Raw genomic sequence first — 22,143 nt, 5'->3', positions numbered from 1 at the left:
CCCATATATCTAAATTGTTATTTTCGCCCAAGATCGCCCCTACTGTGTCTGGGCATGACCCCCTCCGACACTCCGGTGCACCGCCGCGGCGCCCTGCGCGCGGGCGCAGGGGCCGCCCTTGCCGGTGTCCTCGCCGCCGGATGCGCGGACCGCGACGCCGACGGCACCCCGGCCGGGGCCGTCACGGACGCGGTGAGCCCGAAGAACCCTGCCGTCGCGACCGCCCGGCCCCCGTCCCTGCGGCCCGCGCCCGGACCGCACCGTTTCCCCGGACAGCCGGTCCGGATCGACCACGGCCCCCGCGACCGCTCCCGCGTCGCCCTCACCTTCCACGGCCAGGGAGACCCCGCCATCGCCCGCACCGTGCTCGCCGAGGCCGAACGGGCCGGTGCCCGCATCACCGTCCTCGCCGTCGGCAGCTGGCTCGACGAACACCCCGACATGGCCCGGCGCATCCTCGACGGCGGCCACGAACTCGGCAACCACACCCAGCACCACACCGACATCTCCTCGATGGGCGAGGCCGAGGCGTACGCGGAGATCGACGACTGCGCCCGGCGGCTGCGCCGGCTCACCGGCTCCATCGGCACCTGGTTCCGCCCCTCGCGCACCCGGTACGCCACCCCGCTCGTCCAGCGGCTGGCCGCCAGGGCCGGCTACCCGCACGTCCTCTCGTACGACGTGGACTCCCTCGACTTCACCTCTCCCGGCGCCGCGGCCGTCACCCGCAAGGTCGCCGGGGAGATCCGCAACGGATCGGTGGTGAGCCTGCACTTCGGCTACGCGGACACGGCCGCCGCGCTGCCCCTCCTCCTCACCGAAATCGACCGCCGCCGACTGCGCGCGGTGACGACCACGGAGCTGCTGACCTGATGTCTCCCTCCACCAAGTACACCGCGGCCCTGCTCGGGGCCGTCCTGCTGGCCGCACTCACCGGTTGCGGCACCCCCTCCGAGAAGGCGAACGTCCAGGCCGTCCGCAGCGAGGCCACCCGGCCCGCCGAACCCGACCGCGTCGCACCGCCCGTGCCGCCGGGGCTCCCCGGGATGCCCCCGGTGCTCGATCCCAAGGACATCTACGCGGCCGACCGGGGCAAGCTCTCCCCGGTCGTCAAGGACTTCCCGTCCCGGGTGTACGTCCCCAACACCGAATCCGACACCGTGTCCGTGATCGACCCCGCGACGTACAAGGTCATCAGGACCATCAAGGTCGGCCGTCAGCCGCAGCACGTCGTCCCCTCCTGGGACCTGAAGACCCTCTGGGTCAACAACGACATCGGCGACAGCCTCACCGCCATCGACCCGGCCACCGGGAAGACCGGCCCCACGGTGCCGGTCTCCGACCCGTACAACCTCTACTTCACCCCCGACGGCAAGTACGCCGTGGTGATGGCCTCGATGGACCGTCAGCTGGTCTTCCGCGACGCCCACACCATGAAGACGGCCAAGACCGTCCCGGTCGACTGCGAGGGTGTCAACCACGCGGACTTCTCGGCCGACGGCCGGTACTTCATCGTCTCCTGCGAGTTCTCCAGCGAACTCCTCAAGGTCGACACGGCACAGATGAAGGTCGTCGGCCAGCAGCAGCTGCCGTTCAGCGGCGCGATGCCGCAGGACGTGAAACTGTCGCCGGACGGCGGGACGTTCTACGTCGCCGACATGATCGCGGACGGGATCTGGGTGCTGGACGGGAAGAAGTTCACCACCCCGAAGCTGCTGCGCACCGGCGAGGGCGCCCACGGCCTCTACATCAGCCGCGATTCCAAGGAGATGTACATCTCCAACCGGGGCGAGGGCTCCATCACCGTCTTCGACTTCGCGAAGCGCAAGCCGGTGAAGAAATGGTGGCTGCCCGACGGCGGCAGCCCCGACATGGGCGGGGTCTCGGCGGACGGCAAGGTCCTCTGGCTGAGCGGGCGTTACGACGCCGAGGTGTACGCGATCGACACCACCACCGGCGAGCAGATCGCCCGGATCCCGGTGGACGGCGGCCCGCACGGGCTGGCCGTCTACCCGCAGCCGGGCCGCTACTCGCTCGGCCACACCGGCGTCTTCCGCTGACCGCCCGGCGTCAACGTTCCGCCCGACACGCTCGCCTTCGGGTGATGCTCCACGGCCCGGCGCCGCATCGCCAGGACAGTGACCATCATGATGATCACTTCTCGTATGCGGCGCCGGGCCGCACTTGCCGTTCTCTCCCTCTCCGCCGTGCTCGTTCCGGCCGCCGCCACGGAGGCCGCCCCCGCGGCTGCCCCGGCCGCCGCCCCTGCCGCCGCGTTCAAGCCCGGTGGCTGCCCGGTCGTCGCCGACCACCTCTTCGCCGCCGCCGACCCGGTGGACCTCGACCGGATCACCCCGCAGCCCTCGTGGCGGGACAACTGCCGTCAGCTCTACCGGGCGGACGGCCGGGGCCCTGCGACCATCTTCGAGGAGGGCTTCCACGCCAGGGACATCGTCTACGGCCAGTACGACGTGGAGAAGTACGTCCTGGTCAACCAGCCGTCGCCCTTCGTCTCCACCACGTACGACCACGACCTGTACAAGCGGTGGAAGAGCGAGTTCAACTACTACATCGACGCTCCCGGCGGCATCGACGTGAACAAGACGATCGGCGACACCCACAAGTACGCCGACCAGGTGGAGGTCGCCTTCCCCGGCGGCGTCGACCGGAAGTTCATCGTCGGGGCGTGCCCGATCGACCGGGCGAGCAAGACCGAGATCATGAACGAGTGCGTCGACAATCCGCACTACAAGCCGTGGCGCAGCTGATCCGACGAGCGCTCACCCCATGACGAACAGGGCCTCCGAGCCCACCGGCCGGTAGCCCGCCGCCTGGAACGTCCGCACACTGCGGGCGTTCCCCGGCGACTGCTGGGCCCACACCACCGCGTCCGGCACCAGATGCCGGGCCGCCCGAGCCAGCCGCTCGCCGAGCCGCCGGCCGCGCGCCTCCTCGGCCACCTCGATCGCGGTCTCCCAGCGGCCCGCGACGCCCCGGCCGAGGATCACCACACCGCCGTCGGCGGACCAGACCCGCACTTCGTCGCGGTACTTCATCGCACGGGCCACCCGGGGGTGCTCCGGGTCCTCGATCTCCCGCAGCCCGATCTCCGGTTCGCCGGGCAGCGCCTTCGCGACCGTCAGAAGATCGATGGTGTTCATGTGGCGGCCGCTCCGGGCCGTCAACGCGGTCAGGAAGTGCGGATTCATCGTCGCGGCGAGCTCGTCGCCGGGGGTGCCGGCCAGCACGGACCGCACCCAGTCGGGGTCCTCGTCCGTGAAGACCACCGAGTGCGCGGTGAACGCCAGCACTCCCGCGTCCCGCGCACCCGGCTGCCCCACCACGGTCGTCGAACCGTCCGGCGGGGGAAACCGCCCGTGCGCCGCGGCCGTCAGAATCCGTGCCAGCGCGTCATCCATGCGCGTTCCGCTCCCCGGTCCGGTCCGTGGTCCGCCGGGCGGCGGACCACCCGGCCATGATCGACTACCGGCCGCCGCGAACGCCATCGGTCGCGACCGTTAATCTGACCCCCGTTGGTCAGGCATTGGCCAGGGGCTGATCAGTTAGTGATCAGTATTGATCGGGCATTACGAAGGGGCAGAACTGTGGCGGACATGGAGTCGGCGCGCAAGGCATTCGAGCGGTTCGACATGAACGGCGACGGGCTGATCTCGGCAGCCGAGTACAAGAGCGTGATGGCTCAGCTCGGCGACCCCTACGTCACCGAGCCGGTGGCCCAGGCCGTCATCAACTCGCACGACGGCAACGGCGACGGGCTGCTCACGTTCGACGAGTTCTGGGCGGCGCAGAACAAGGACTGATCTGCAAAGGGCCCCCGGCCCACGGGCCGGGGGCCGCCGTCAGGCGTTCTTGCGGTACGGAGCCCAGCCGCGCAGCTCCTCGTCGCGCGGGGCCCGCAGCAGGGCCGGCTTCCCGGGGCCGAAGCCCATCACCGGGCGCGAGGCGTCCCAGGCCGGCCAGCCGGGGTCACCGGACCCGGCGAACGCCACCCACGCCGCGTGCATCGCATCGGCCAGCTCCTGCGGGGCGTCCGCACCGGCCAGCGCCACCGCGTCGGGCGTCTTCAGGGTGTCGAAGACGAAGCCGATCTCCAGCGCGTGACAGGCACCGAGCCGCAGCACCGGGGACGGCCAGCCGAACTCGTAGAGATGGGTGCTTCCCCGGGCTTCCGTGCGGGCATCGGCCACCCGGTTCAGCGGGACCCGCAGCAGCAGATCGGTGGCGAGCGCCCCGAGCAGCTCACCCGGGGTGGCGTCCGGCCGGTTCGCCCGGTAGGTACGCGTCGTGGCGCCCGGCACCTTGAACTTCAGCAGGGCCAGCCTGAGCTTGAACGAGGACAGCCGCTCCGTCAGACCGCTGGGTACGAACCAGAGCCGGTACTCCTCGCTGTTCGTGCCCATCAGCAGATCGATGTCCGACGCGGCCCCGTCCAGCAGCGCTTCGAGCGGATCGCGGGGCAGCAGATCGCCGTCCACCACGATCTGGAAGGAGTTCCCGCCGGTCAGCGGGGAGCCGCCGGACGTCACCTCGGTCTGCGCGGCCAGCAGCGCCGCCGGATCCACCGCCGCCAGCGCCCCGGCCGTCGCCTCGACCCCGAGCCGCTTGGCGATCAGCTCCGTGGTGCGGCGGGCGGCCGCGCCGGGCGGCAGCGCGGTCGGCGCACCGCTCTGCAGCACCGCCCGCCGGAACAGGCCGCGCGCCCGCGGGGCGGCCAGCAGGGCGCCGATGCTGATCGCCCCCGCCGACTCGCCGCACACCGTCACCAGGTCCGGATCGCCGCCGAACGCCGCGATGTTCTCCCGCACCCAGGTCAGCGCCGCGATCTGGTCGAGCAGCCCCCGGTTGGCGGGCGCGTCCGGGAACACTCCGAACCCCTCGATGCCGAGCCGGTAGTTGACCGACACCAGGACCACACCGTCACGGGCGAACGCGGTCCCGTCGTACAGCGGAACCGCCGACGAGCCGTGCAGCAGCGAGCCGCCGTGGATCCAGACCAGCACCGGCAGTCCGGTGCGGGCCGGGGACGGCGTCCACACATTGAGGTTGAGACAGCCGTCGCCCGCCACATCGGGGTCGGGCAGCAGCCGGTCCAGCGGCGGGGAGTACGGCCGCTTGGGCGCGGTCGGCCCGAACGCCACAGCATCCCGCACCCCGTCCCAGGGCTCGGGCGGCTCGGGCGCGCAAAAGCGCAGGGCGCCGACCGGCGCGGCGGCGTACGGGATGCCGCGGAAGACGGCGACGCCCTGCTCCACCGTGCCGCGCACCGTCCCGTGGACCGTGCTGACCTGGGGGGACGTCCCGGACAGCGGAGGGGGTACGGCAGACATGAGGTTCAGCCCTTCTGCGGTGCGGACGCGGACCGGTGACCCGGTGTGTACCCGGTCCGGGGCCCTGTCGGCCCGGACCGGCCGGTGCCGGGGTGACGGGGTGACGGGGCGGGGGTCAGGAGGAGGACGGCGTCGTCAGGGCCCGCTTGAGGATCTTGCCGGTCGGCCCCAGCGGCAGCGAGCCGGTGAACCGCACGATCCGCGGATACTTGTGCCGCCCGAGCCGCTCCCTGGACCAGCCGATCAGCTCCTCCTCGGTCACCGCCTCCGCTCCCGCGCGCAGGACGACCACCGCGCAGATCTCCTCGCCGCGCGCCTCGTCGGGCACGCCGATCACCGCGACCTCGGAGACCGCCGGATGGCGGACCAGCACCTCCTCGACCTCGCGCGGATAGATGTTGAAGCCGCCCCGGATGACCAGGTCCTTCTTCCGGTCGACGATGCTCAGGAAGCCGTCCTCGTCCCGGACCCCGAGATCCCCGGTGCGGAACCAGCCGTCGACCACGGCCGCGGCCGTCGCCGCCGGGTCGTCGAGATACCCGGCGAACACGTTGTGGCCGCGCACCACCACCTCGCCGACCTCGCCGACAGGGAGCAGCACCACCTCGTCCTCCACCGCCGCGTCCGCCACACCGGTCTCCACGCCCCAGATCGGGTGGCCGACCGTGCCGGGGCGGCGGCCGAGCTCCGGCTGGTTGAAGGTGGCGACCGGAGAGGTCTCGGTCAGCCCGTAGCCCTCCAGGATCTGTGTCGAGAAGGTGTCCTCGAAGCGTTCGAGCACGGCGACGGGGAGGGCCGCGCCGCCCGAGACGGCGGCGCGCAGCCTCGTCCGGTCCCGGGCCCCGGTCTCCTGCGCCGCCGCCTCGACCAGGGCGTGATACATCGTCGGTACGCCCATGAAGATGCTCACCCCTTCGGCGGCCAGCAGCTCCAGCGCGCCCGCGCCGCTGAAGCGCGGCATGAGGACGAGCGTCGCCCCGGCCCGGAGCGTCGCGTTCATCGCGCAGGTCTGCCCGTAGGTGTGGAAGAGCGGCAGGCAGCCGAGGACCACGTCGTCGACACCGAGCCCCAGCAGGTCGTGGGCGACCACGGAGGCGTTCATCACGATGTTGAGATGGGTCAGCAGCGCACCCTTGGGCCGCCCGGTCGTGCCGCTGGTGTACAGGATCACCGCGGTGTCCTCCGGGGCCGCCGGCTCCGGCGCGGGCAGCGGGTCGCCGCCGGCCGGTACGCCCTGCACCGCCCGGACCCCCGCGGCGCGCGCCGCCTCCTCGGCGACCGGCCACATCGGACCGTCGGCGATCAGCGCGACGGAGCCGCTGTGCCGCAGCACGTACGCCACCTCCTCGGCCACCAGCAGCCCGTGCACCGGGACCACCGTCGCCCCGGCGGCCAGCGCGCCGTAGTACGTGTACAGGAAGTCCGCCGAATTGGGCAGCAGCACCGCGACCCGGTCGCCCGGCCGGACCCCGGACGCCCGCAGCGCGCCCGCACAGCGCAGGGCCCCCGCCCAGAGCTCGCGGTAGCCGGTCCGGGTGCCCGAATCGACCACGGCGACGCGGTCGGGGTGCTTGCGGGCCGACTCACCCAGAATGGTTGCGACGCTGAGAAACATGACACGCTCCAGGAAACATGGCGTTCACACGGCTGCTCCTGCTCAGAATCGGCTGTGCTCCCGGCTCCGCACAATGTGCAGTTGCCCACCATGCGCACCGTCCACCTGGGCAGCGGCCACGCGCAGCGGCAGACGGCAAGGCATCCGCATAACGTGCGGGCGCCGACTTCGGCTACGGGACAGGGGCAGCCATTAGCCTTCGGGCATGGCGCAGAACCCGGCTCACCGAGGCCCTTGTCCCGAAGGCCCCCGCTCCGGCGGACACCGCGACCGCGACGGCGAGCTGCGCCGCGCCCTGGCCCTCGCCCTTCTGCCGGGGATCGACGAGCTGACCCGGCGGGTCGTCGACGACATCCACGCGCACAGCGGTACGTACGCCTCCGGCTCGCCCGTCAGCCGGGACGACCTGCGGGAGATCTGCCGCGGCAACCTGCTGCATGCCCTGGAGGACTTCGGCGGGCTGCCGCCCAGCGGGGGCGACTTCGAACACGCGGCGCGCGAGACGGGGCGGCGGCGCGCGGAGCAGGACGTACCGCTGGACACCGTGCTCCAGGCCTACCGGCGCGGCGGCCGGGTGATGTGGCAGGTGATGGCCGAGCATCTGCGGGCGACGCGCGGGACACCGCAGGCCGTGGTGCCGGTCGAGGGCGCCCGGGACACCGAGCTCGACATGGCGGGCGCCGTGTGGGAGACCATCGACCGTTACTCGCTGGTGATGGCGGAGTCGTACCGGCTGACCCAGCTGGAGATGCAGGGCAGGCAGGACACCCGCCGCGTCGCCCTCTTCGAGGCCCTGCTCGACGGGCGCGGCGACGACCCGGCGGTCGCCGCGGCGGCCTCCGCGGCGCTGGGCGTGCGGGTCCACGACCGGTACGTCGTCGTCGTCGCAGCCCAGGACCCGGCCGCCCCGCCCAACCCGGCCCCGGTCCTCGACGATCACGGCATCTGGTCCTTCTGGCGGCCCCGGTCGGGCCGGTACGCGGGAATCGTGCGGCTGGCCGCGGGGGAGTCCGGCGTCCTGCTCGACCTGCTGCGGCACCGCACCGGCGCCACCGCGGGCGTGTCACCGGAGTTCGACCGCCTCGCCCAGGCGGGCAGGGCCCTGCGCCTGGCCGAGCAGGCGCTGCGCACGCTGCCCGCCGGCAGCGGCGAGGCGGCGGCTTTCGACGACCGGCTCGCGGAGGCGCTCCTGGTCGGCCGGCCGGAGATCGCCGAGCGCATCGTCACCACGCAGCTGGGCGGGGTCCTGGACGCGGCGGCCGAACGCGAGGTGCTGCTCGACACCCTCCGGGTCTGGCTCGACCAGGGCTGCTCGGCGGCGCGGGCGGCCGAGCTGCTCTACTGCCACCGCAACACGGTCCTCAACCGGATCGGCCGGATCGCCGAACTCACCGGCCGTTGTGCCGAGTCGGGCGAGGTGCGACTGGGGTGGGCGCTGGCCCTGCGGGCGCTGCCGCTGATCGGCGCCGAGGGTCAACGGGCCCCGGTGGGCGGTGACGTGGGCCGGACCTGACCGCGGGCCGCCGCGCGGGACCGGAGGCCGTTGCCGGGCCTCCGGTCGTCGGCTCCCGCGCCGTACTGATGGTGGGTCAGGCCGCGAAGTGCGCGGAGAGGGAATCCCGTTCGTCGACCTCGACGAGATCGGGGCGGGTGTAGCGCTCCGCGCGGGCGTGGTAGTCGAAGTCGCCCCGGACCAGCCCGCGGTAGTCCCGTACGCACCGCTCCAGCGCCACCCGGGTGGGGCCCTGGATGCCGGCCGCCTCGATCTCCTCGATCAGCTCCTTCTCGGCGCGCTGTACCCGCTGCGCGATCTTTGCGAGCTGCACCCCGGCCTCGTCGACGGCCTCCTGGAGCGTGCATCCGCGATCACGCTGAATGAGGCGTACCGCATTGTGCTCGTATCCGAGCAGCGCCTCCTTCTCGAAGGAGCAGATGTCGTTGCAGAGACCCGAGTGATCCGTCACGGCATTGCGCAGCGCGATGTACGCGGGAAGGCTCCGGGCCGATTCCGGAAGGTCGATCCCGGCAGTGATCTCGTGGAGATCGAGAAAGGGCTGCATGGCCACCGAATCCCGGCGGTGCTTCACGAATTCGGTCCGGTTCGGCGCCTGCCCGGCGGCCCGCTCCACGGCCTCCGCGTAGTAGGTCCACAGCCAGGCCACCGTGTCCCGCCGGAACTGCCGGATCCAGCGCGCCGAACGGCCCCGGTACGTCCGGGCCCGCAGCCCCATGAGCGCCCGTTCCATGGCGCCGCGCGGCGGGCCGCCGTCGAGGACGGTGACCAGCCGGTCGATCGCCGCCTCGCACATGCGCGGATCACGTCCGGCGGGCCCGTCGTCGAACTCGTCGTCGACGAGAAAGGCCCAGAAGAGCCACTGGCAGAAGAGATCGAGATGCTGCTGCGAGGCGGTCGGGAATATCAGGGAGATCCAGAGTTCGGGCCTGGTCCGGATCATCTTCTTCCGGGCCACCGGGGAGAGCACGAGGTCATTGGATTCGGCCCATTCCCATGCCGCCTCCCTGGTCTCCTCGATGCCGGGATTGCATCCGGTGCTCTGGAACGGCATATGAAACGCTGGCAGAGCGATCTGGCTCATTGGTGCCCCTCGTCAAAACGGTACGGATGAAGGATACGAACGGGTTTCCGGGCGGACTCGTGTGTCTGCGCCGGGTACGCAGCGGGGGACGGGCCGCCTGCACCCGCCGACCCTGGCCAGAGGCTCACCGTACGAGACGAGACAGTCATTCCTGCTCACTCTCCTCCGCCGGGGTTCGGGGCATCGGGGCCGGGCCTTCGGGCCCGAGGTGGCAATCGCCCTTGGCACAGGACGGCGGCATCACCATGCGTGACCCCCAGTCAACCCTGTGTGGAGGGAGGAGGGAAGCTGTTTGTGACCGAAAGTGCTTGATCGACAGGGACGAGTGAACATCTCTGAGCAGTCGGCGGCCGCTTGGGGTGATCGCCTGCGGGTAGTCAGGCGGTCTGCTCGGGCCTTCCGCACCATCGATTTCACGCCGCTGCTGCCCCGCCGCTCCCCTCCGCCATCCCGGACAAGCCGACGGCCCCGGCCCGGTTCGGCGCATTCCGGGACGGGGCCGTACGACGCGTCTTCCTCAGGCGCCCTTCAGATGCCGCATCAGCCGTTCGAAGTCCTGCCAGCCCGACAGGTCCGACGGATCGCCCGGCAGCGGGTAGTACAGCGCCGGACGGGACCTCGGGCCGAGCTGGACCGGCGGTTCGGAGAGCGGAGTGCGCCGGGCGCGGTCGCCGGGCATCTCGCGCACCTCCTCCGCGCCGAGCACGAAGGCCAACGGGACCCCCGGCCCCTCGAAGCGCGGCGGCACGGCCAAGTCGCGCCGCGCCTTGCGGAGTTGGACCAGCATCGACTGCAGGTGGTGACGGGTGGCGAGCACCTCGGCCACCCGGGGCAGGGCATCCAGCGGGGGCTCCTCGCCGGGGCCGTAACCGAACGCCAGCGTGACGTCCTCCTCCACGCCCGCCTTCGTACGGCTGATGCGGACCGTGGCCAGACCCGGCCGGTCCGGGCTGCCGACCACCACGAGCCAGGTCGGCTCGGGCGCCCGGTCGAAGGCGACATCGGTCAGCCGGCGCAGCGACCACGGCAGGTTGGCGGGCTCGGCGGTGCCCCACCCCGCCGGGGCCTGCCCCGTCAGCTCCTGCCACACCGCTTCCAGGGCCCCGCCCAGCACCAGCCGGTCGTCCGCCGGGTGGACCGCGCGGAACGAGATCGCCAGCTGACGCTCACCGGTGTCCGTGACCTCCTGGTAGGCGGCGGCCACCGGCGTGCGCGGGTCCTCGGGGGTGGCGTCGGCCGCCTCGACCGTCGCGAACATGCCGTTCTGCCAGCGCAGTACGGCACCGGACAGACCGTCGTAGTAGCCGTCCTTCTCGTCCTGCACCACCCACCGCGAGGGCCAGCCGCTCAGGCTGTTGCGTACGGCGGGGGAGAGCGTGGCACCCGGCGAGGTGACGATCTGGAGCCCCAGCTCGGCATTGGCCGCGGCCCGGAACGCGTCCGAGAGCCAGGCCGTCATGGCGATCACCGGACGGTCCTGGATGATGACGGCCACCTTGTCGGTGAGCGCGTCCACGGCGGGCTGCGCGGCGGCGGGCGTGGGCGCGACGCTCACCCCGTCGGTCTTCACCACCGCGAGGGAGCGCGCGGCCTCCGGAGGCCACGCGGAACCTCCGGCCAGGGTGGCGATCCGGGCCGCGAAGGTGCCCGCGAGCAGCTCGGCCTCCTCGACACCGGTGGTGGCGCGGGCCTCCGTCCACCAGAACGGGACCGGCGGCGCGGAGGCACCGAGCAGCCGCTCGGCCTCGCCCGCCACCTGCACCAGCAGCGGCGCCTCGATGGAGACGAGCGGCCGGCCCTCTCCGTCGCAGAGCTGCACGACGGCATCCTCGCCCGTCGTCCCCACCAGCTTGTCCGGGCCGCCCGCGAGCAGACCCGCGAGCACGGTCAGCGGGTCGGGCATGCGTGCGGTGAGGGCGATGACGTCCTTGGTCATGTGGTCGGCCGTTTCCTTCTTCGTCCGGGGTGCGGATGTGCGGTGGGGAGCGTCCCGCGGGCGCGGGCCGCTCCCCGGCGCTCACGCCGCGGTGTACACGGTCTGGATCAGACGGTTGGGCTGGCCCCTGCGGATGAACACACCGCGCCCCGGCGGCTGCTGGGTCGCGTACACACCGGGGAACAGCTGCCCCTCGCTGCGGTCGCCCGCCATCAGGAGCGCCGAGGACCCCGACTCGCGCAGACCCAGCATCAGCGGGTCGTACATGCCGCGCGAGGCGCCCGCGACCCGGCGGGTCAGCACGAAGTGGAGCCCGATGTCCACGGCGGAGGGGATGTACGGCAGGAACGGGTCGAGCGGCGACTGCCCGGCCGTGGTCAGCACGTCGTAGTCGTCGACGAGGATCACGATCCGCGGACCGCTGCCCCAGCTGCCGGGCTCCAGGTCCTCGGTGTCCGCCCGGTCGTCCGGCAGCCGCTTCTCCAGCTCGGTGGCGATACCGGCGGCCAGACCCGCGCACATCTTGGGGTTGTACGCGTAGCCGCCGCGGAACTCCTCCGGGATCGCGCCGCGCAGACCGCGCCGCGGGTCCATGACGGCGAAGACCAGCTCGTCCTCGCCGTAGCGCTCGATCAGACCGCCGGCGATCGTCTTCAGCAGGTTCGTCTTGCCGCACTCGCTGTCGCCCAGGATCAGCAGATGCTGGTCGTGGTGGAACAGGTCGAGCACGGCGGGCGCCAGCGCCGTCTGGTCCAGTCCGATCGGCACCCGCTTGGGCTCGGCGACCGGGCCCGGCAGCAGATGCGGCTCCAGGACGTGCGGCAGGATGCGCACCGGCTGGGCGACCTCGCCGCTCCATGTGGCGCGGATCGTACGGGCGGTGTGCTCCAGGACCGCGCCCAGGTCCGAGACGTCCGCGAGCCCGTCCGTGCGCGGCAGCGCGACCTGTGCGAAGAGCTTGCCGTCGGTGAGGATGCGGCCCGGCTCGTCGGGCGACAGGGTCTGCGCCAGCTTCCGGTCGATGCTGGACTCGCTGGGGTCGTTGAGCCGCAGCTCGACCCGGGTGCCGAAGTTCGACTGGGTGGCGATGCGCACGTCGTTCCAGCGGAGCATGCCCGCGACGACGTGGATGCCGTAGCCGCCACCGCGCTTGAGGATGTCGACGACGGCGTCGTCCAGCTCGTCGAAGTCGTCGCGCAGCGCGCCGAAGCCGTCGATGATCAGCACGATCTCGGCCGAGGCCAGCTGCGGCAGCCGGCCGGCCGCGTGGAGCGAACGCAGCTGCTCCACGGAGTCGATGTTGTGCTCGCGGAAGAGCTCCTCGCGAACCGCGAGCATGCCCCGCACCTCCTCCACGGTGCGTCCCGCGCGCTCCCGGTCCGCGCGGCCGGCGACACCGCCGACGTGCGGCAGCCCCGACACGGCCTGGAGACCGCCACCGACCAGGTCGAGGCCGTAGACGCCGACCTCCTGCGGGGTGTGGGTCAGTGAGATCGCCAGCGCGAGCGTGCGCAGCAGCGTCGTCTTGCCGGCCTGCGGACCGCCGATGACCGCGACATGACCGCCCGCCACCGTGAGGTCCAGATACCACTGGCCCTGCCACTGCTTGGTCGGGTCGTCGAGCAGACCCAGCGGCACCTGGAGCGGACCGCGCCGCTTGGCCAGCTGCATCCCGCGCGGGCCCACGTCCAGCGGCCCCGCGACCTTGTCCAGGGCCACGGCACCGGGCAGCGGCGGCAGCCAGATCCGGCGCACCGGACCGGCCGCCTCCTGCAGCTGGTCGACGATGACACCCATCTCCGTCGGCCCGGTCTCCCGGCGCCGCACCTTCGGCTCCTCGCCCGAGGTCTCCGGCTCGGCCAGGGTGTTGAACGCCTCGTACTCCAGGGCGAGCGGACCGGTGTCCTCCTCCTGCGTACGCTGCACCGGGCCCCGGTAGGCGCCCGAGACGTAGCTCGCCTTGAAGCGCTCGTAGTGACTGGTGTCGACCTTGAGGTAGCCGAAACCGGGCAGCGGCGGCAGATGGAAGGCGTCCGTGGTGTCCAGGACCGTGCGCGACTCGTCGGCGGAGAACGTACGCAGACCGAGCCGGTACGAGAGATACGTGTCCAGACCCTTGAGCTTGCCGCCCTCGATGCGCTGGCTGGACAGCAGCAGATGCACACCGATGGAGCGGCCGATACGGCCGATGGACAGGAACAGGTCGATGAAATCCGGCTTCGCGGTGAGGAGTTCACCGAACTCGTCGATCACCACGAACAGGTGCGGCAGCGGATCCAGATCGGGCCGCCGGTCCGCGCGCAGCGCCGCGTAGTCCCCGATGTCGGCGACATTGCCCGCGTCCTTGAGCACCTGCTGGCGGCGCTTGACCTCACCCGCGAGCGAGGCGTGCACCCGCTCGACGAGGCCCGCCTGGTTCTCCAGGTTGGTGATGACACCGGCCACGTGCGGCAGCTCCGCGAACGGGGCGAACGTCGCACCGCCCTTGTAGTCGACCAGGACCAGCGCGAGGTCCTCCGGCGGGTGCGTGGCCACCAGGGCCAGGACCAGGGTCCGCAGCAGCTCGGACTTGCCGGAACCGGTCGCCCCGACGCAGAGCCCGTGCGGCCCCATGCCCAGCTCGGAGGACTCCTTCAGGTCCAGGAGCACCGGCTGGTGGGAGTCGCTGATGCCGATCGGCACACGCAGGAAGGCACGTTCGCCGCGCGGCGCCCACATGTGCGTCAGATCGAGCTGCGCCACGTCGTCGATACCGAGCAGGTCGGCGAAGTCGACGGGCCCGGACAGCGGGGCGTCCACCAGCGATTCGGCGGACAGCCGCATCGGCGCCAGCATCCGGGCCAGGCCCTCGGCGAAGGGGATGCCGACCTCGTCCACGGTGCCGTGGGCGCTGACCGGTTCCTGCTCGCGCAGGTCCTCGATGACCACGCCGTCGCCGTCGACGGTGATCCGTACGCTGACGTGTCCCGGCTCCTGGACCCGGTGTTCGAGCAGGTGGAGCACGCTGACGCCCATCTCGCGCAGCCCGACCGCGTCGTCCGGGCGCGGCAGGTCGACGGCGTCCTCGCCGTGCCCGTCGGTGACGACGAGCAGCCGGGACGTCATGGACAGCGCGTCCTTCCCGGACAGGCCGCGCCGCACCTCGGCCGCGTACGAGGCGCGGCGGCGCAGCTCCGGACCGATCTGGCGGGCCAGTTGGGGCGCGGACGGGGCGATCCGGCGGGCGGCGACCGGGCCGTCGAACTGCTCGGTGTCGAGCAGGTGCGGCATCCACTTGGCCCAGTCCCAGTCGGCCAGCCGGTCACCGGGCACGGCGAGGGCCATCGCGACGTCGTCGGGGGCGTGCGTGGCGGCGGTCTGGACGAGCAGGGCGCGCGCGACGCGCAGACAGTCCTCGCGGGGGCCGATGACACTGATGTTGCCGACCCGGTCGAGCGGGACGGTGAGCGGGAGTTCGGTGCCGGTGCGGAAGCGGTCCATCAACGCGGACGCCTCGTTGAGCATGAAGGTGTCGGGCGGCGAGAGGACGGACGAGCCCTGCTGGGCGACCTTCAGGTCGCGTACCGGCATCTCACCCGTGCCGACGCGCACCCGCAGGAAGTCGCCGTCCAGCCGGCGCCGCTCCCAGACCCGGGCCGGGTCCCGCACGATGTCGTACAGGGCGTGCGGCGGCGGATTGAGGACATCGGCCCGCTCGGCCCGCAGGCGCTCCTCGGCGGACAACTCCTCGCGCAGGTCCTCCAGATAGGCGAGGTAGGCCTCGCGCTGGGTGCGGCGGGTGCGCTGGGCCTTGCCGCGCTGCGAGAAGACGAGCGCCACGGAGCCGATGACGGTGACGACGAGGATGATCGCACCGAGCGCGGCGAACTGACTGTTGCGTACGACCGTCATCATCACGACGGAGGACATAACACCGGCGACGGGCAACAGCGACATGGCGATGTTGCCCGACTTGCCCTCGGGCAGGTTCGGCGGGGCCTCGATGGTGCGCGCCTCGGAGGCGGCCGGCGGCCGGGTGGTCCTGGCCGGGCGGTGGATCAGTCGGGTACTCATCGTCGTCCGTCACTCGGGGTCGGGGCAGGTCGGCATCGGGACCAGCGGGTGCTGCCGATCGGTGATCAGTGGTGCTGCTGGGAGAGCCGGAACACGTCCGCGGCGAGCCGGGTGGCGGCCTCCCGGGTCGCGTGCGCCAGGAGTTCGGTACGGATCTGCCCGCCGGCCGCCAGATGCCGGTCGTACGGCAGCACCTGGACACTCGCACCGGTGGCCTTCAGCTTCTGTGCCGCCTCGTCGAGATCGAGCCCGGGGTGCGGCACCAGTTCGCTGAGAACGACGACCGTGCCGGCGATCACCTGCCGGGGCAGCGACTGCATCCACGTCAGGACCGCGTAGGTGCTGGTGATGCCCTCCAGCGTGGCGGGGGCGGCCAGCACCCGGGCCTGGGCGGCGGACAGCGCGACGCGGGCGACCTCGGCGGGCAGTGTCTCGCAGTCGACGACGGTGACGCCGAAGTAGCGGCGCAGCGACACCATGACCCGCTCGTACGCCCTGCTGTCCAGCATCGCGCCGATCTGGCCCTGACTGCCGGGCAGCAGCCAGGCGTTGCCGGGGAGCTGGACGAGATAGCCGGTGATGTCCAGCAGCGACATCTGCGGCTCGATGATGCCCGCCAGGTCACCGGTGGTCCAGCGCAGTGACTCGGCGCCGAGCCGCAGCGGCAGCGAGCCGAGCGCCGGGTCGGCCTCGACGAAGAGGACCGGGTCCTGGCGGTAGTGCGCGTACGTGGTGCCGAGCAGCGCGGCGACGGTCGACTTGCCCGCGCCGCCCCGGATGGAGGTGACGGCGATCTGCCGGCCGGTCGTCACCGGCTGCTGGAGCATTTCGGCGGTGGCGGTGGTACGGGCGACCTCGCGCGCGGCCGAGGAGGACACGCTCACCCGCAGGGCGCGTGCGGCCCGCGCGGCGAACGGCTCGCCGTGCCGGGCCTTGCGCCCGACGGCGGCCAGCGCCCGGTCCACCACGGGCCGCGAGTCGGGGGTGTGGTGGGGCCGGGTGCCCGGGGTGTACGCGGGCTGCGGCTGGGCCTGCTCCTGCTGCGGTTGGGCGACGGGGTGCGCGGCGACGGCCTGCTCCTGCTGCGGCTGCGCGACGGAGTGCGCGGCGACGGCCTGCTGTCCCTGGTAGCCGGGGTGCTGCTGGGGCTGCTGGGGCTGCTGGTGCTGTTGTTCCTCGTAACCGGGGTACTGCTGCTGCGCCTGCGCCTGCGTCGCCTGCTGTTCCGGGTACCCGGGGTACTGCTGCTGCTCTTGGTGGCCGGGCTGCTGCTGGGCCGGCTGCTGTTCCTGATAACCCGGGTACTGCTGCTGTTCCTGATAGCCGGCGTATTGCTGGGGCTGGTGAGGCTGCTGGTAGCCGGGGTGCTGCTGGGGCGCCCCGTAGGCGTGGGCGTTCTGTGTGGGCAGGCCGGGGGCCGGCGCGGCGGCACCGTACCGCTGACCGTCCTGACCGCTCTGGCCCTGCGCGGGTGCACCGTACCCCTGACCGCCGGGGCCCTGCGCGCCCTCCTGGGCGGCGCCGCCCCTCATGGCGCGCAGCACGTCGCCCTGCCAGTTGTCTTCGTTCGGCATGTCTGCCCTTCTTTTTCGCCCTGCTGCCCCGCCCGGAGCACCTGCGCGTCGACTCAGAACTTGTTGAGCAGCTGTCCGTACACGCCGAACACACCGACGGCGAGCGGGAAGAGCCCCACCACACCGATGGATTCGACCAGATCGGCCATGCGCCGCAGCCGGACCTGCACATGCTCGGGCGGCTGCACCGCCAGGACGAGCAGCGGCAGCACCGCGGCCACGACCAGCAGGGCGAGCGGTCCGGCACCTCCGGCGTGCTGCATCCACAGCATGACCAGGCGCACGACCAGGACCGCGGCGGCGGCGAAGAGTGCCACGACCTCGGCGACCAGCGGGAAGGCCCGCGCCCGGGAGAGCAGCACGAGGGCCACCAGCGAGGGCAGCGCCACGGTCCACACGGACGGCTTGTCGGCCAGCGTGAGCAGCCAGCCGCCGGCCGCCGCGGAGACCGCGGTGACCACCGTCGCCAGGGCGAGGCCGCGGTGGGTGGCCGCCAGCGCGTTGCCCACCTGGTGCCGGCTGACGGAGGCGCCGCCGGAGCGGCGGTCGTCGAGCGCGGTGAGCCCGGAGGCCGCCAGCGCGAGCCGGGGGAGCAGTCCGAGCAGTACGACGGAGAAGACGGCCATGACCGCGCCGAGCCGGGCCAGGTCGTCCTGGACGGCGGCGACTGCCTCCCACACCACGGTGATCGCGGTGGTGGCGACGGCGCCGATGAGCCCGCCGCGGCCGAGCGGCGAGAAGTAGCCGAGGAGCACCAGCGTCAGGACCAGCGAGGCGGCGACGGCGGCGAGCCGCGCGGTCCCCGACCAGTCGTAGGCGTCCGCGGCGGTCCAGGCGGTGAGGATGCCGAGGCTGCCGGAGGCGAGCAGGAGCGCGGTCGCCAGACCCCGGTTGCCCTGCCCGATCTTCGCGATGAGCGCACCGGCCGCCAGCAGCACGAGCGTGGCGGCCGCGAGGGCGGTGGTCAGCGAGTCCAGGGCGAACTCACGCCGGGCGAGCAGCGCGGCGACCACCGCGAAGGCCACGGAGGCCACACCCGCACTCGTCCGGCGCGCGGCGGGACGCCAGCGCCAGGCCTGCAGATCGAGATCGTCGGCCACCAGGTCGGTGACATCGTGCACGACCGGGGCGGGGGGCGCGGAATGGGCCCGGACGAGCCGGAGCACCGCACCGTCCGCGATCCCCGCCGAGGACAGCGTGCTGTCGTGCGGGAGTGCGGAGCCGTCCGACGTGATCAACTGCCGTGTCATCGGGCGTGCTGCCGCCCGGTCGTCCAGCAACTGCAGAATGTCCGGCAGCAGCTGCCCGATCGGTGTGTCGGACGGCAGGACGATGTCGGCCCGGCGTCGCTCACCGACCAGAGTCACCCGGCTGAGCTGCGCTCGGGAGGTCGTTGCTGTGCTCACCACTTTACGGGAACCTATCATCGCGACGTTTTGAGGAGTCGGGCAGCTTGGCGTGCCCATGCTACTAGCGCCTTGTCAGTCCCCTTTGCAGGGAACTCCTTCTGAATTCGCCGGAGTTGCCGAATTACTGGGGATTCTTCGTCGAATCCCCGGATTTCTCCGGTTGAGCCGTTTTCGCCGGCTGCTGGTACTGCTGTTCCTGGCGCTGCTGCTTCTGCTGTTCGGCCTTCTGCTTCTCCAGCATGTTCTGGACAAAGGACCACCCCACGCATCCCGCGCACAGCACGGCGGTGATGGCGATCCCCGCGAACACCTTTCCGAGCCGCTCGTCCGCCGTACGCCGCGCCCGCTGCGCGCCGAACAGCAGTGCGTCACGCATCCTGCGCCGGCGTACCGCCACCGACTCCAGAAGCTGGCTGTCGTAATCCCGTGCCATTCGTCTTGTCGTCCGTTGCCTCAGTCGTACGTTGCGTCGGTCATGGTCGCTGCATCATCGCCCGTCGGCGCGAGGAACGGCGGCCGGGGCAGGGTCACTCCCGCGCACTCCGGGGAGCGGCGTATTCCGCATCAGCCGGCGGGCACCGTACGGGAATCCCCCAATTCACTCATGCAACATAAGCCATGGGTGAGCAGGCAGTACAGCCCAGGTTGCGGCACGAGCAGGCACGGCGTACGCGCATTCCGTATCTGTCAGGGATCGCCCCGCGAGCCGTCGGCCACAGCCTCGTACCAAGCGCACAACGACTCGGCCACGGCGTCCAGGAGACCGCTCCGCGCCGCCTGCGCGATCGTCCCGTCGGAGAACCGCTCCCCGCGCCCCACGGCCGTGGCCGCGCGCACCGCGTCCGCCGCCCCAGCCGTCCGTCGACGGGCACGGCCGGCGGCGGATTGTCCTGCCACAGGTACGCGGGTGTCACCGCGCCGACCGCGGGCAGTGCGCGCACCAGGCGTTGGAGCCGCTCGCTGCGGAGCGGGTAGCTCATCCGCCGGGCGCCGTCGGGCTGCGGCCCGCCCCCGGACCACCGCACGGCGCGGTCCTCGTCCGTGAGCGCGGCGAGCGCCTGCCTCAACTCGCGCCACGCGTCGGCGTTCTCGCGATCGAGCTGAGCCAGCAGACGCCGGTCGTCGGCCTCGGTGACGACGCGGGCCAGCTCCGTGAGCGCGGCCAGGGACGGAGCCGTGGCCAGGGAGCCGGGGACGACATGGCTGACGCACCTCGGGTCCGAGCCGCGGGCCGGCTCGGCGAGCGCGGCCGTGGGCACGAGCCCGCGCGCCTTGGCGGCGTCGAGCTTTGCGGACCATCCGAGCCCTTCGCCGAACCCGGCCCGTCACCGGCCGGCCGCAGACACCAACCGGCGGCTTCTTCCTCGTCGTTGGCCCACAGGTAGCCCATCGCCTCGCCGCGGGTGTTCGCGACGGTGAGGTGATGAACCGGCTTGTCGGTCTCGGCGCGGTATCGCGGCGCGTCGGGTTCGTACGTCATGGTCAGCTCTCGGCGGCGAGACTCCTGACCACATCGGCGTTCGGTGCCTCGGTCAGGGAGCCGGGTACGACATGGCTGCTCTTCGACGGGTCCGATTCCTTGATCATCTCGGCCAGGGCGGCCGTCGGGGCGACACCCCGGGCCTTCGCGTCGTGGAGCCTCCGGGCCCACCTGGCGCCCTTGTTGAACGCCTCGTCGCCGCCCGCCTTGCGGACCAGCCACCCGGCGGCGTCGTCCTCGTCGTTCGCCCATACGTAGCCGATCGCCTCGCCGTCCCTGTCCGCCACCGTCAGGTACTGGACCGGCTTGTGGGACTGGGAGTTGTAGCGCGGCGGCCCGCCGGGCGCCTCGTTGAACAACAGATCCTCGTTCAGCCGCGGATTGGGCCGCTGCTCGCTGCTCATTCGTGTACCACTCCCTTGTTCGGCGGCAGGACTTCCCCGTAGACCTGGACCTGGCCATTGTCCATAAAGACGCGGGTCACCTTGAACTCGGAACCGCGGGCCAGGAGCAGTTCCCGCTCCGACACGTCGAACTTGGAGACCTTCTCCAGCCACAGGGCGGGCGTCCCCTTCGGTACGCGGAGGTGCAGGATCGCCTCCTTGCCGGCGAAGCCGGACACCGGGTGGTTGCCGAGGGACGTGGAGGTGTAGCCCTTGTCCGGGTACGTCTTGCCCAGCATGTCGAGCGGGGAGTCCAGCTTGAGGTGTCCCAGCCCCGTACCCCGGACGACCATGATGTCGTCGGGCACGGGACGCGTCGACATGACCTTGTCCATCTCGGCGATGTCGTGCAGCACCTCCGGCTTCGGGCCGTACCCCGGAGTGCCGCGCAGATGGCCGTTGATGTCGTGGTACGACGGGAACGTCTCACCGGTGTAGTCCCAGAGAGCCTGCTTCGCGGACGGATCCAGATTGTCCACGTAGTCGTTCCAGTAGTCCTGGCCGTACTTGATCGCCGCCGTGTCGTCGGCGAACGGGACCGTGCCCTCGGTGAGTTCGGCCGCGGCGACCCGGTGCTTCTCGGCCGTCGTGAGGTCGTCGAAGTCGTCGGCGGAGATGTGCGGGGTGTACTTGAAACCGTCGCCCGGACCGCCGTTCCCCACCCCGTCCCCACTGTGGTGGCCGCCCGTCGTCGCGTCGTCGGCGCCGTGCGTGAGGTCGTCGGCGGCGCCGTGCGGGCCGCCGTGGCCGCCGTTGTCGACGTGCGCCGCGTCGTCGACGTGCGCGGACGCGTCGTCCGTGTGCCCGCCGTGCGAGTTGTCGTGGCCGCCGCCGTGCGAGCCGTCGTGCCCGTGCGTGCCCGGACCGTCGTGGCCCGGGGGGTGCGGGGCGTCCGGGGTGTGCGGGGTGCCGTGGGGCAGGTCGTGGCCCGGCCCGTGCGGGCCGGTGGACGGCAGATCGTGCCCCGGAGCCGGGTGTCCGGGGATGTCGTGCCCGGAGCCCGTGGGGAAGTGGTCGGTGGGAACGTGGCTGCCGCCGCCCGGGACGTGGCTCGCCGGGTCGAAGTGTGCCGGGGCGGGGCCGAACGATCCGTTCGGTACGTGGTTGGGCACGCTGCCCGGCACATGGCTCGCCGCATCGAAGTGTGCCGGGGCGGGGCCGAACGATCCGCTCGGTACGTGGTTGGGTACGCCGCCCGGCACATGGCTGCCCGGACCGTACGGCACATGGTCGAAGCCGCCGCCGGGGGTGTGCGGCGCCATGTCGGGGAAGCCACCTCCCGCGTGGACGCTCGTCGGCACCGGCTGCTGTATCTGCCAGGACGGCGGCAGGCCCGGAGCATGGGGGACCGTGTCGTGCGGGATCGGAGTCGTTTCGACCACGCCGTTCGGGGCGACCAGATTGCCGTTGGGCTCCAGGAGGCGACCGTCGGGCAACTGCACCGAACCGTCGGGGAGTTTGGGGATCTCGATGTTGTTGATGCCCTTGAGGCCCGCGGTGATGTCGCCGATCTTCGAGAGGCCGGCGCCGGCGCCCTTGGCGATGTAGGTCATCGGGTCGATGAACTTGCCGGTCTTGCCCGCGACGGACAGGACCTTCGCGACGGCTCCGGCCTTCCCGGCGCCTGCGACGGCTCCGCCGGCGCCTCCGGTGAACACGGTCGTCAGGACGTTGAACGTGACCGCGCC

17 protein-coding genes and 1 pseudogene are annotated in these 22,143 nt (G+C 72.0%); 5 read left to right on the top strand and 13 right to left on the bottom strand.

From position 1 onward, the window contains the following. Positions 1–54 precede the first annotated feature (54 nt). From ACWCQ6_RS26960 to ACWCQ6_RS26950, 3 genes are all read left to right on the top strand, one after another. On the top strand, positions 55–873 hold the full coding sequence (locus ACWCQ6_RS26960; protein WP_451093401.1) for a polysaccharide deacetylase family protein: 819 nt from the start codon (positions 55–57) through the stop codon (positions 871–873). Continuing rightward, entirely contained in the window at positions 873–2,060 is a 1,188-nt protein-coding gene (locus ACWCQ6_RS26955) for a YVTN family beta-propeller repeat protein (protein ID WP_451093399.1), read from the top strand. Before ACWCQ6_RS26960 ends, ACWCQ6_RS26955 begins: the two co-directional genes overlap by 1 nt. Positions 2,061–2,150: 90 nt before the next feature. Continuing rightward, the gene (locus ACWCQ6_RS26950) at positions 2,151–2,768 is read left to right on the top strand and encodes an ADP-ribosyltransferase (protein ID WP_451093425.1); all 618 of its coding nucleotides are present in this window, start codon (positions 2,151–2,153) and stop codon (positions 2,766–2,768) included. A gap of 12 nt (positions 2,769–2,780) precedes the next feature. Here the strand turns inward: ACWCQ6_RS26950 and ACWCQ6_RS26945 are convergent, their stop codons facing one another. Then, on the bottom strand, positions 2,781–3,419 hold the full coding sequence (locus ACWCQ6_RS26945; RefSeq protein WP_451093397.1) for a GNAT family N-acetyltransferase: 639 nt from the start codon (positions 3,417–3,419) through the stop codon (positions 2,781–2,783). 186 nt (positions 3,420–3,605) lie between these two features. Here ACWCQ6_RS26945 and ACWCQ6_RS26940 point away from each other — a divergent pair, with 186 nt between their 5' ends. After that, a complete protein-coding gene (locus ACWCQ6_RS26940) occupies positions 3,606–3,821 on the top strand; it encodes an EF-hand domain-containing protein (RefSeq protein ID WP_451093395.1) in 216 nt (71 codons plus the stop codon). 39 nt (positions 3,822–3,860) lie between these two features. Here the strand turns inward: ACWCQ6_RS26940 and ACWCQ6_RS26935 are convergent, their stop codons facing one another. After that, positions 3,861–5,348, bottom strand: coding sequence for a carboxylesterase/lipase family protein (locus tag ACWCQ6_RS26935; RefSeq protein WP_451093393.1), 1,488 nt, complete (start codon positions 5,346–5,348; stop codon positions 3,861–3,863). A 115-nt stretch (positions 5,349–5,463) separates the two neighbouring features. After that, entirely contained in the window at positions 5,464–6,963 is a 1,500-nt protein-coding gene (locus ACWCQ6_RS26930; protein ID WP_451093391.1) for a long-chain-fatty-acid--CoA ligase, read from the bottom strand. Positions 6,964–7,168: 205 nt separating this feature from the next. On the opposite strand from ACWCQ6_RS26930, the gene ACWCQ6_RS26925 reads away from it, so the two are divergent. Then, positions 7,169–8,476 carry a PucR family transcriptional regulator gene (locus ACWCQ6_RS26925; protein ID WP_451093389.1) on the top strand — a complete coding sequence of 436 codons (1,308 nt, stop codon included), beginning with the start codon at positions 7,169–7,171 and terminating at the stop codon, positions 8,474–8,476. A gap of 76 nt (positions 8,477–8,552) precedes the next feature. Here the strand turns inward: ACWCQ6_RS26925 and ACWCQ6_RS26920 are convergent, their stop codons facing one another. From ACWCQ6_RS26920 to ACWCQ6_RS26875, 10 genes and pseudogenes are all read right to left on the bottom strand, one after another. Continuing rightward, complete coding sequence (locus tag ACWCQ6_RS26920; RefSeq protein ID WP_451093387.1) at positions 8,553–9,560, bottom strand: terpene synthase family protein; 1,008 nt, start codon at positions 9,558–9,560, stop codon at positions 8,553–8,555. A 517-nt stretch (positions 9,561–10,077) separates the two neighbouring features. Beyond that, positions 10,078–11,496, bottom strand: coding sequence for a DUF6177 family protein (locus ACWCQ6_RS26915; RefSeq protein ID WP_451093385.1), 1,419 nt, complete (start codon positions 11,494–11,496; stop codon positions 10,078–10,080). An 81-nt stretch (positions 11,497–11,577) separates the two neighbouring features. Then, positions 11,578–15,549 (bottom strand): type VII secretion protein EccCa, encoded by a 3,972-nt coding sequence (eccCa, locus tag ACWCQ6_RS26910; RefSeq protein WP_451093383.1) that lies wholly within the window; start codon positions 15,547–15,549, stop codon positions 11,578–11,580. A 65-nt stretch (positions 15,550–15,614) separates the two neighbouring features. Then, the gene (locus ACWCQ6_RS26905; RefSeq protein ID WP_451093381.1) at positions 15,615–17,123 is read right to left on the bottom strand and encodes a MinD/ParA family ATP-binding protein; all 1,509 of its coding nucleotides are present in this window, start codon (positions 17,121–17,123) and stop codon (positions 15,615–15,617) included. Between the two features lie 53 nt (positions 17,124–17,176). After that, the gene (gene eccD, locus ACWCQ6_RS26900) at positions 17,177–18,550 is read right to left on the bottom strand and encodes a type VII secretion integral membrane protein EccD (protein ID WP_451093379.1); all 1,374 of its coding nucleotides are present in this window, start codon (positions 18,548–18,550) and stop codon (positions 17,177–17,179) included. Positions 18,551–18,653: 103 nt separating this feature from the next. Then, entirely contained in the window at positions 18,654–18,965 is a 312-nt protein-coding gene (locus ACWCQ6_RS26895) for a hypothetical protein (RefSeq protein ID WP_451093377.1), read from the bottom strand. 254 nt (positions 18,966–19,219) lie between these two features. Next, positions 19,220–19,351, bottom strand: a complete 132-nt coding sequence (locus tag ACWCQ6_RS26890; protein ID WP_451093423.1) for a DUF6508 domain-containing protein — start codon at positions 19,349–19,351, stop codon at positions 19,220–19,222. Between the two features lie 83 nt (positions 19,352–19,434). Then, positions 19,435–19,791, bottom strand: a pseudogene (locus ACWCQ6_RS26885) (DUF6508 domain-containing protein); the annotation flags it as partial. Between the two features lie 223 nt (positions 19,792–20,014). Next, positions 20,015–20,416, bottom strand: a complete 402-nt coding sequence (locus ACWCQ6_RS26880) for a hypothetical protein (RefSeq protein ID WP_451093375.1) — start codon at positions 20,414–20,416, stop codon at positions 20,015–20,017. Beyond that, on the bottom strand, positions 20,413–22,143 hold a 1,731-nt coding region (locus ACWCQ6_RS26875), incomplete at its 5' end, for an ADP-ribosyltransferase (protein WP_451093373.1). The genes ACWCQ6_RS26875 and ACWCQ6_RS26880, both read right to left, overlap by 4 nt.

The sequence above is a fragment of the Streptomyces sp. NPDC001880 genome, from assembly GCF_053594575.1.
This window is presented reverse-complemented; position numbering and strand designations above follow the sequence as displayed.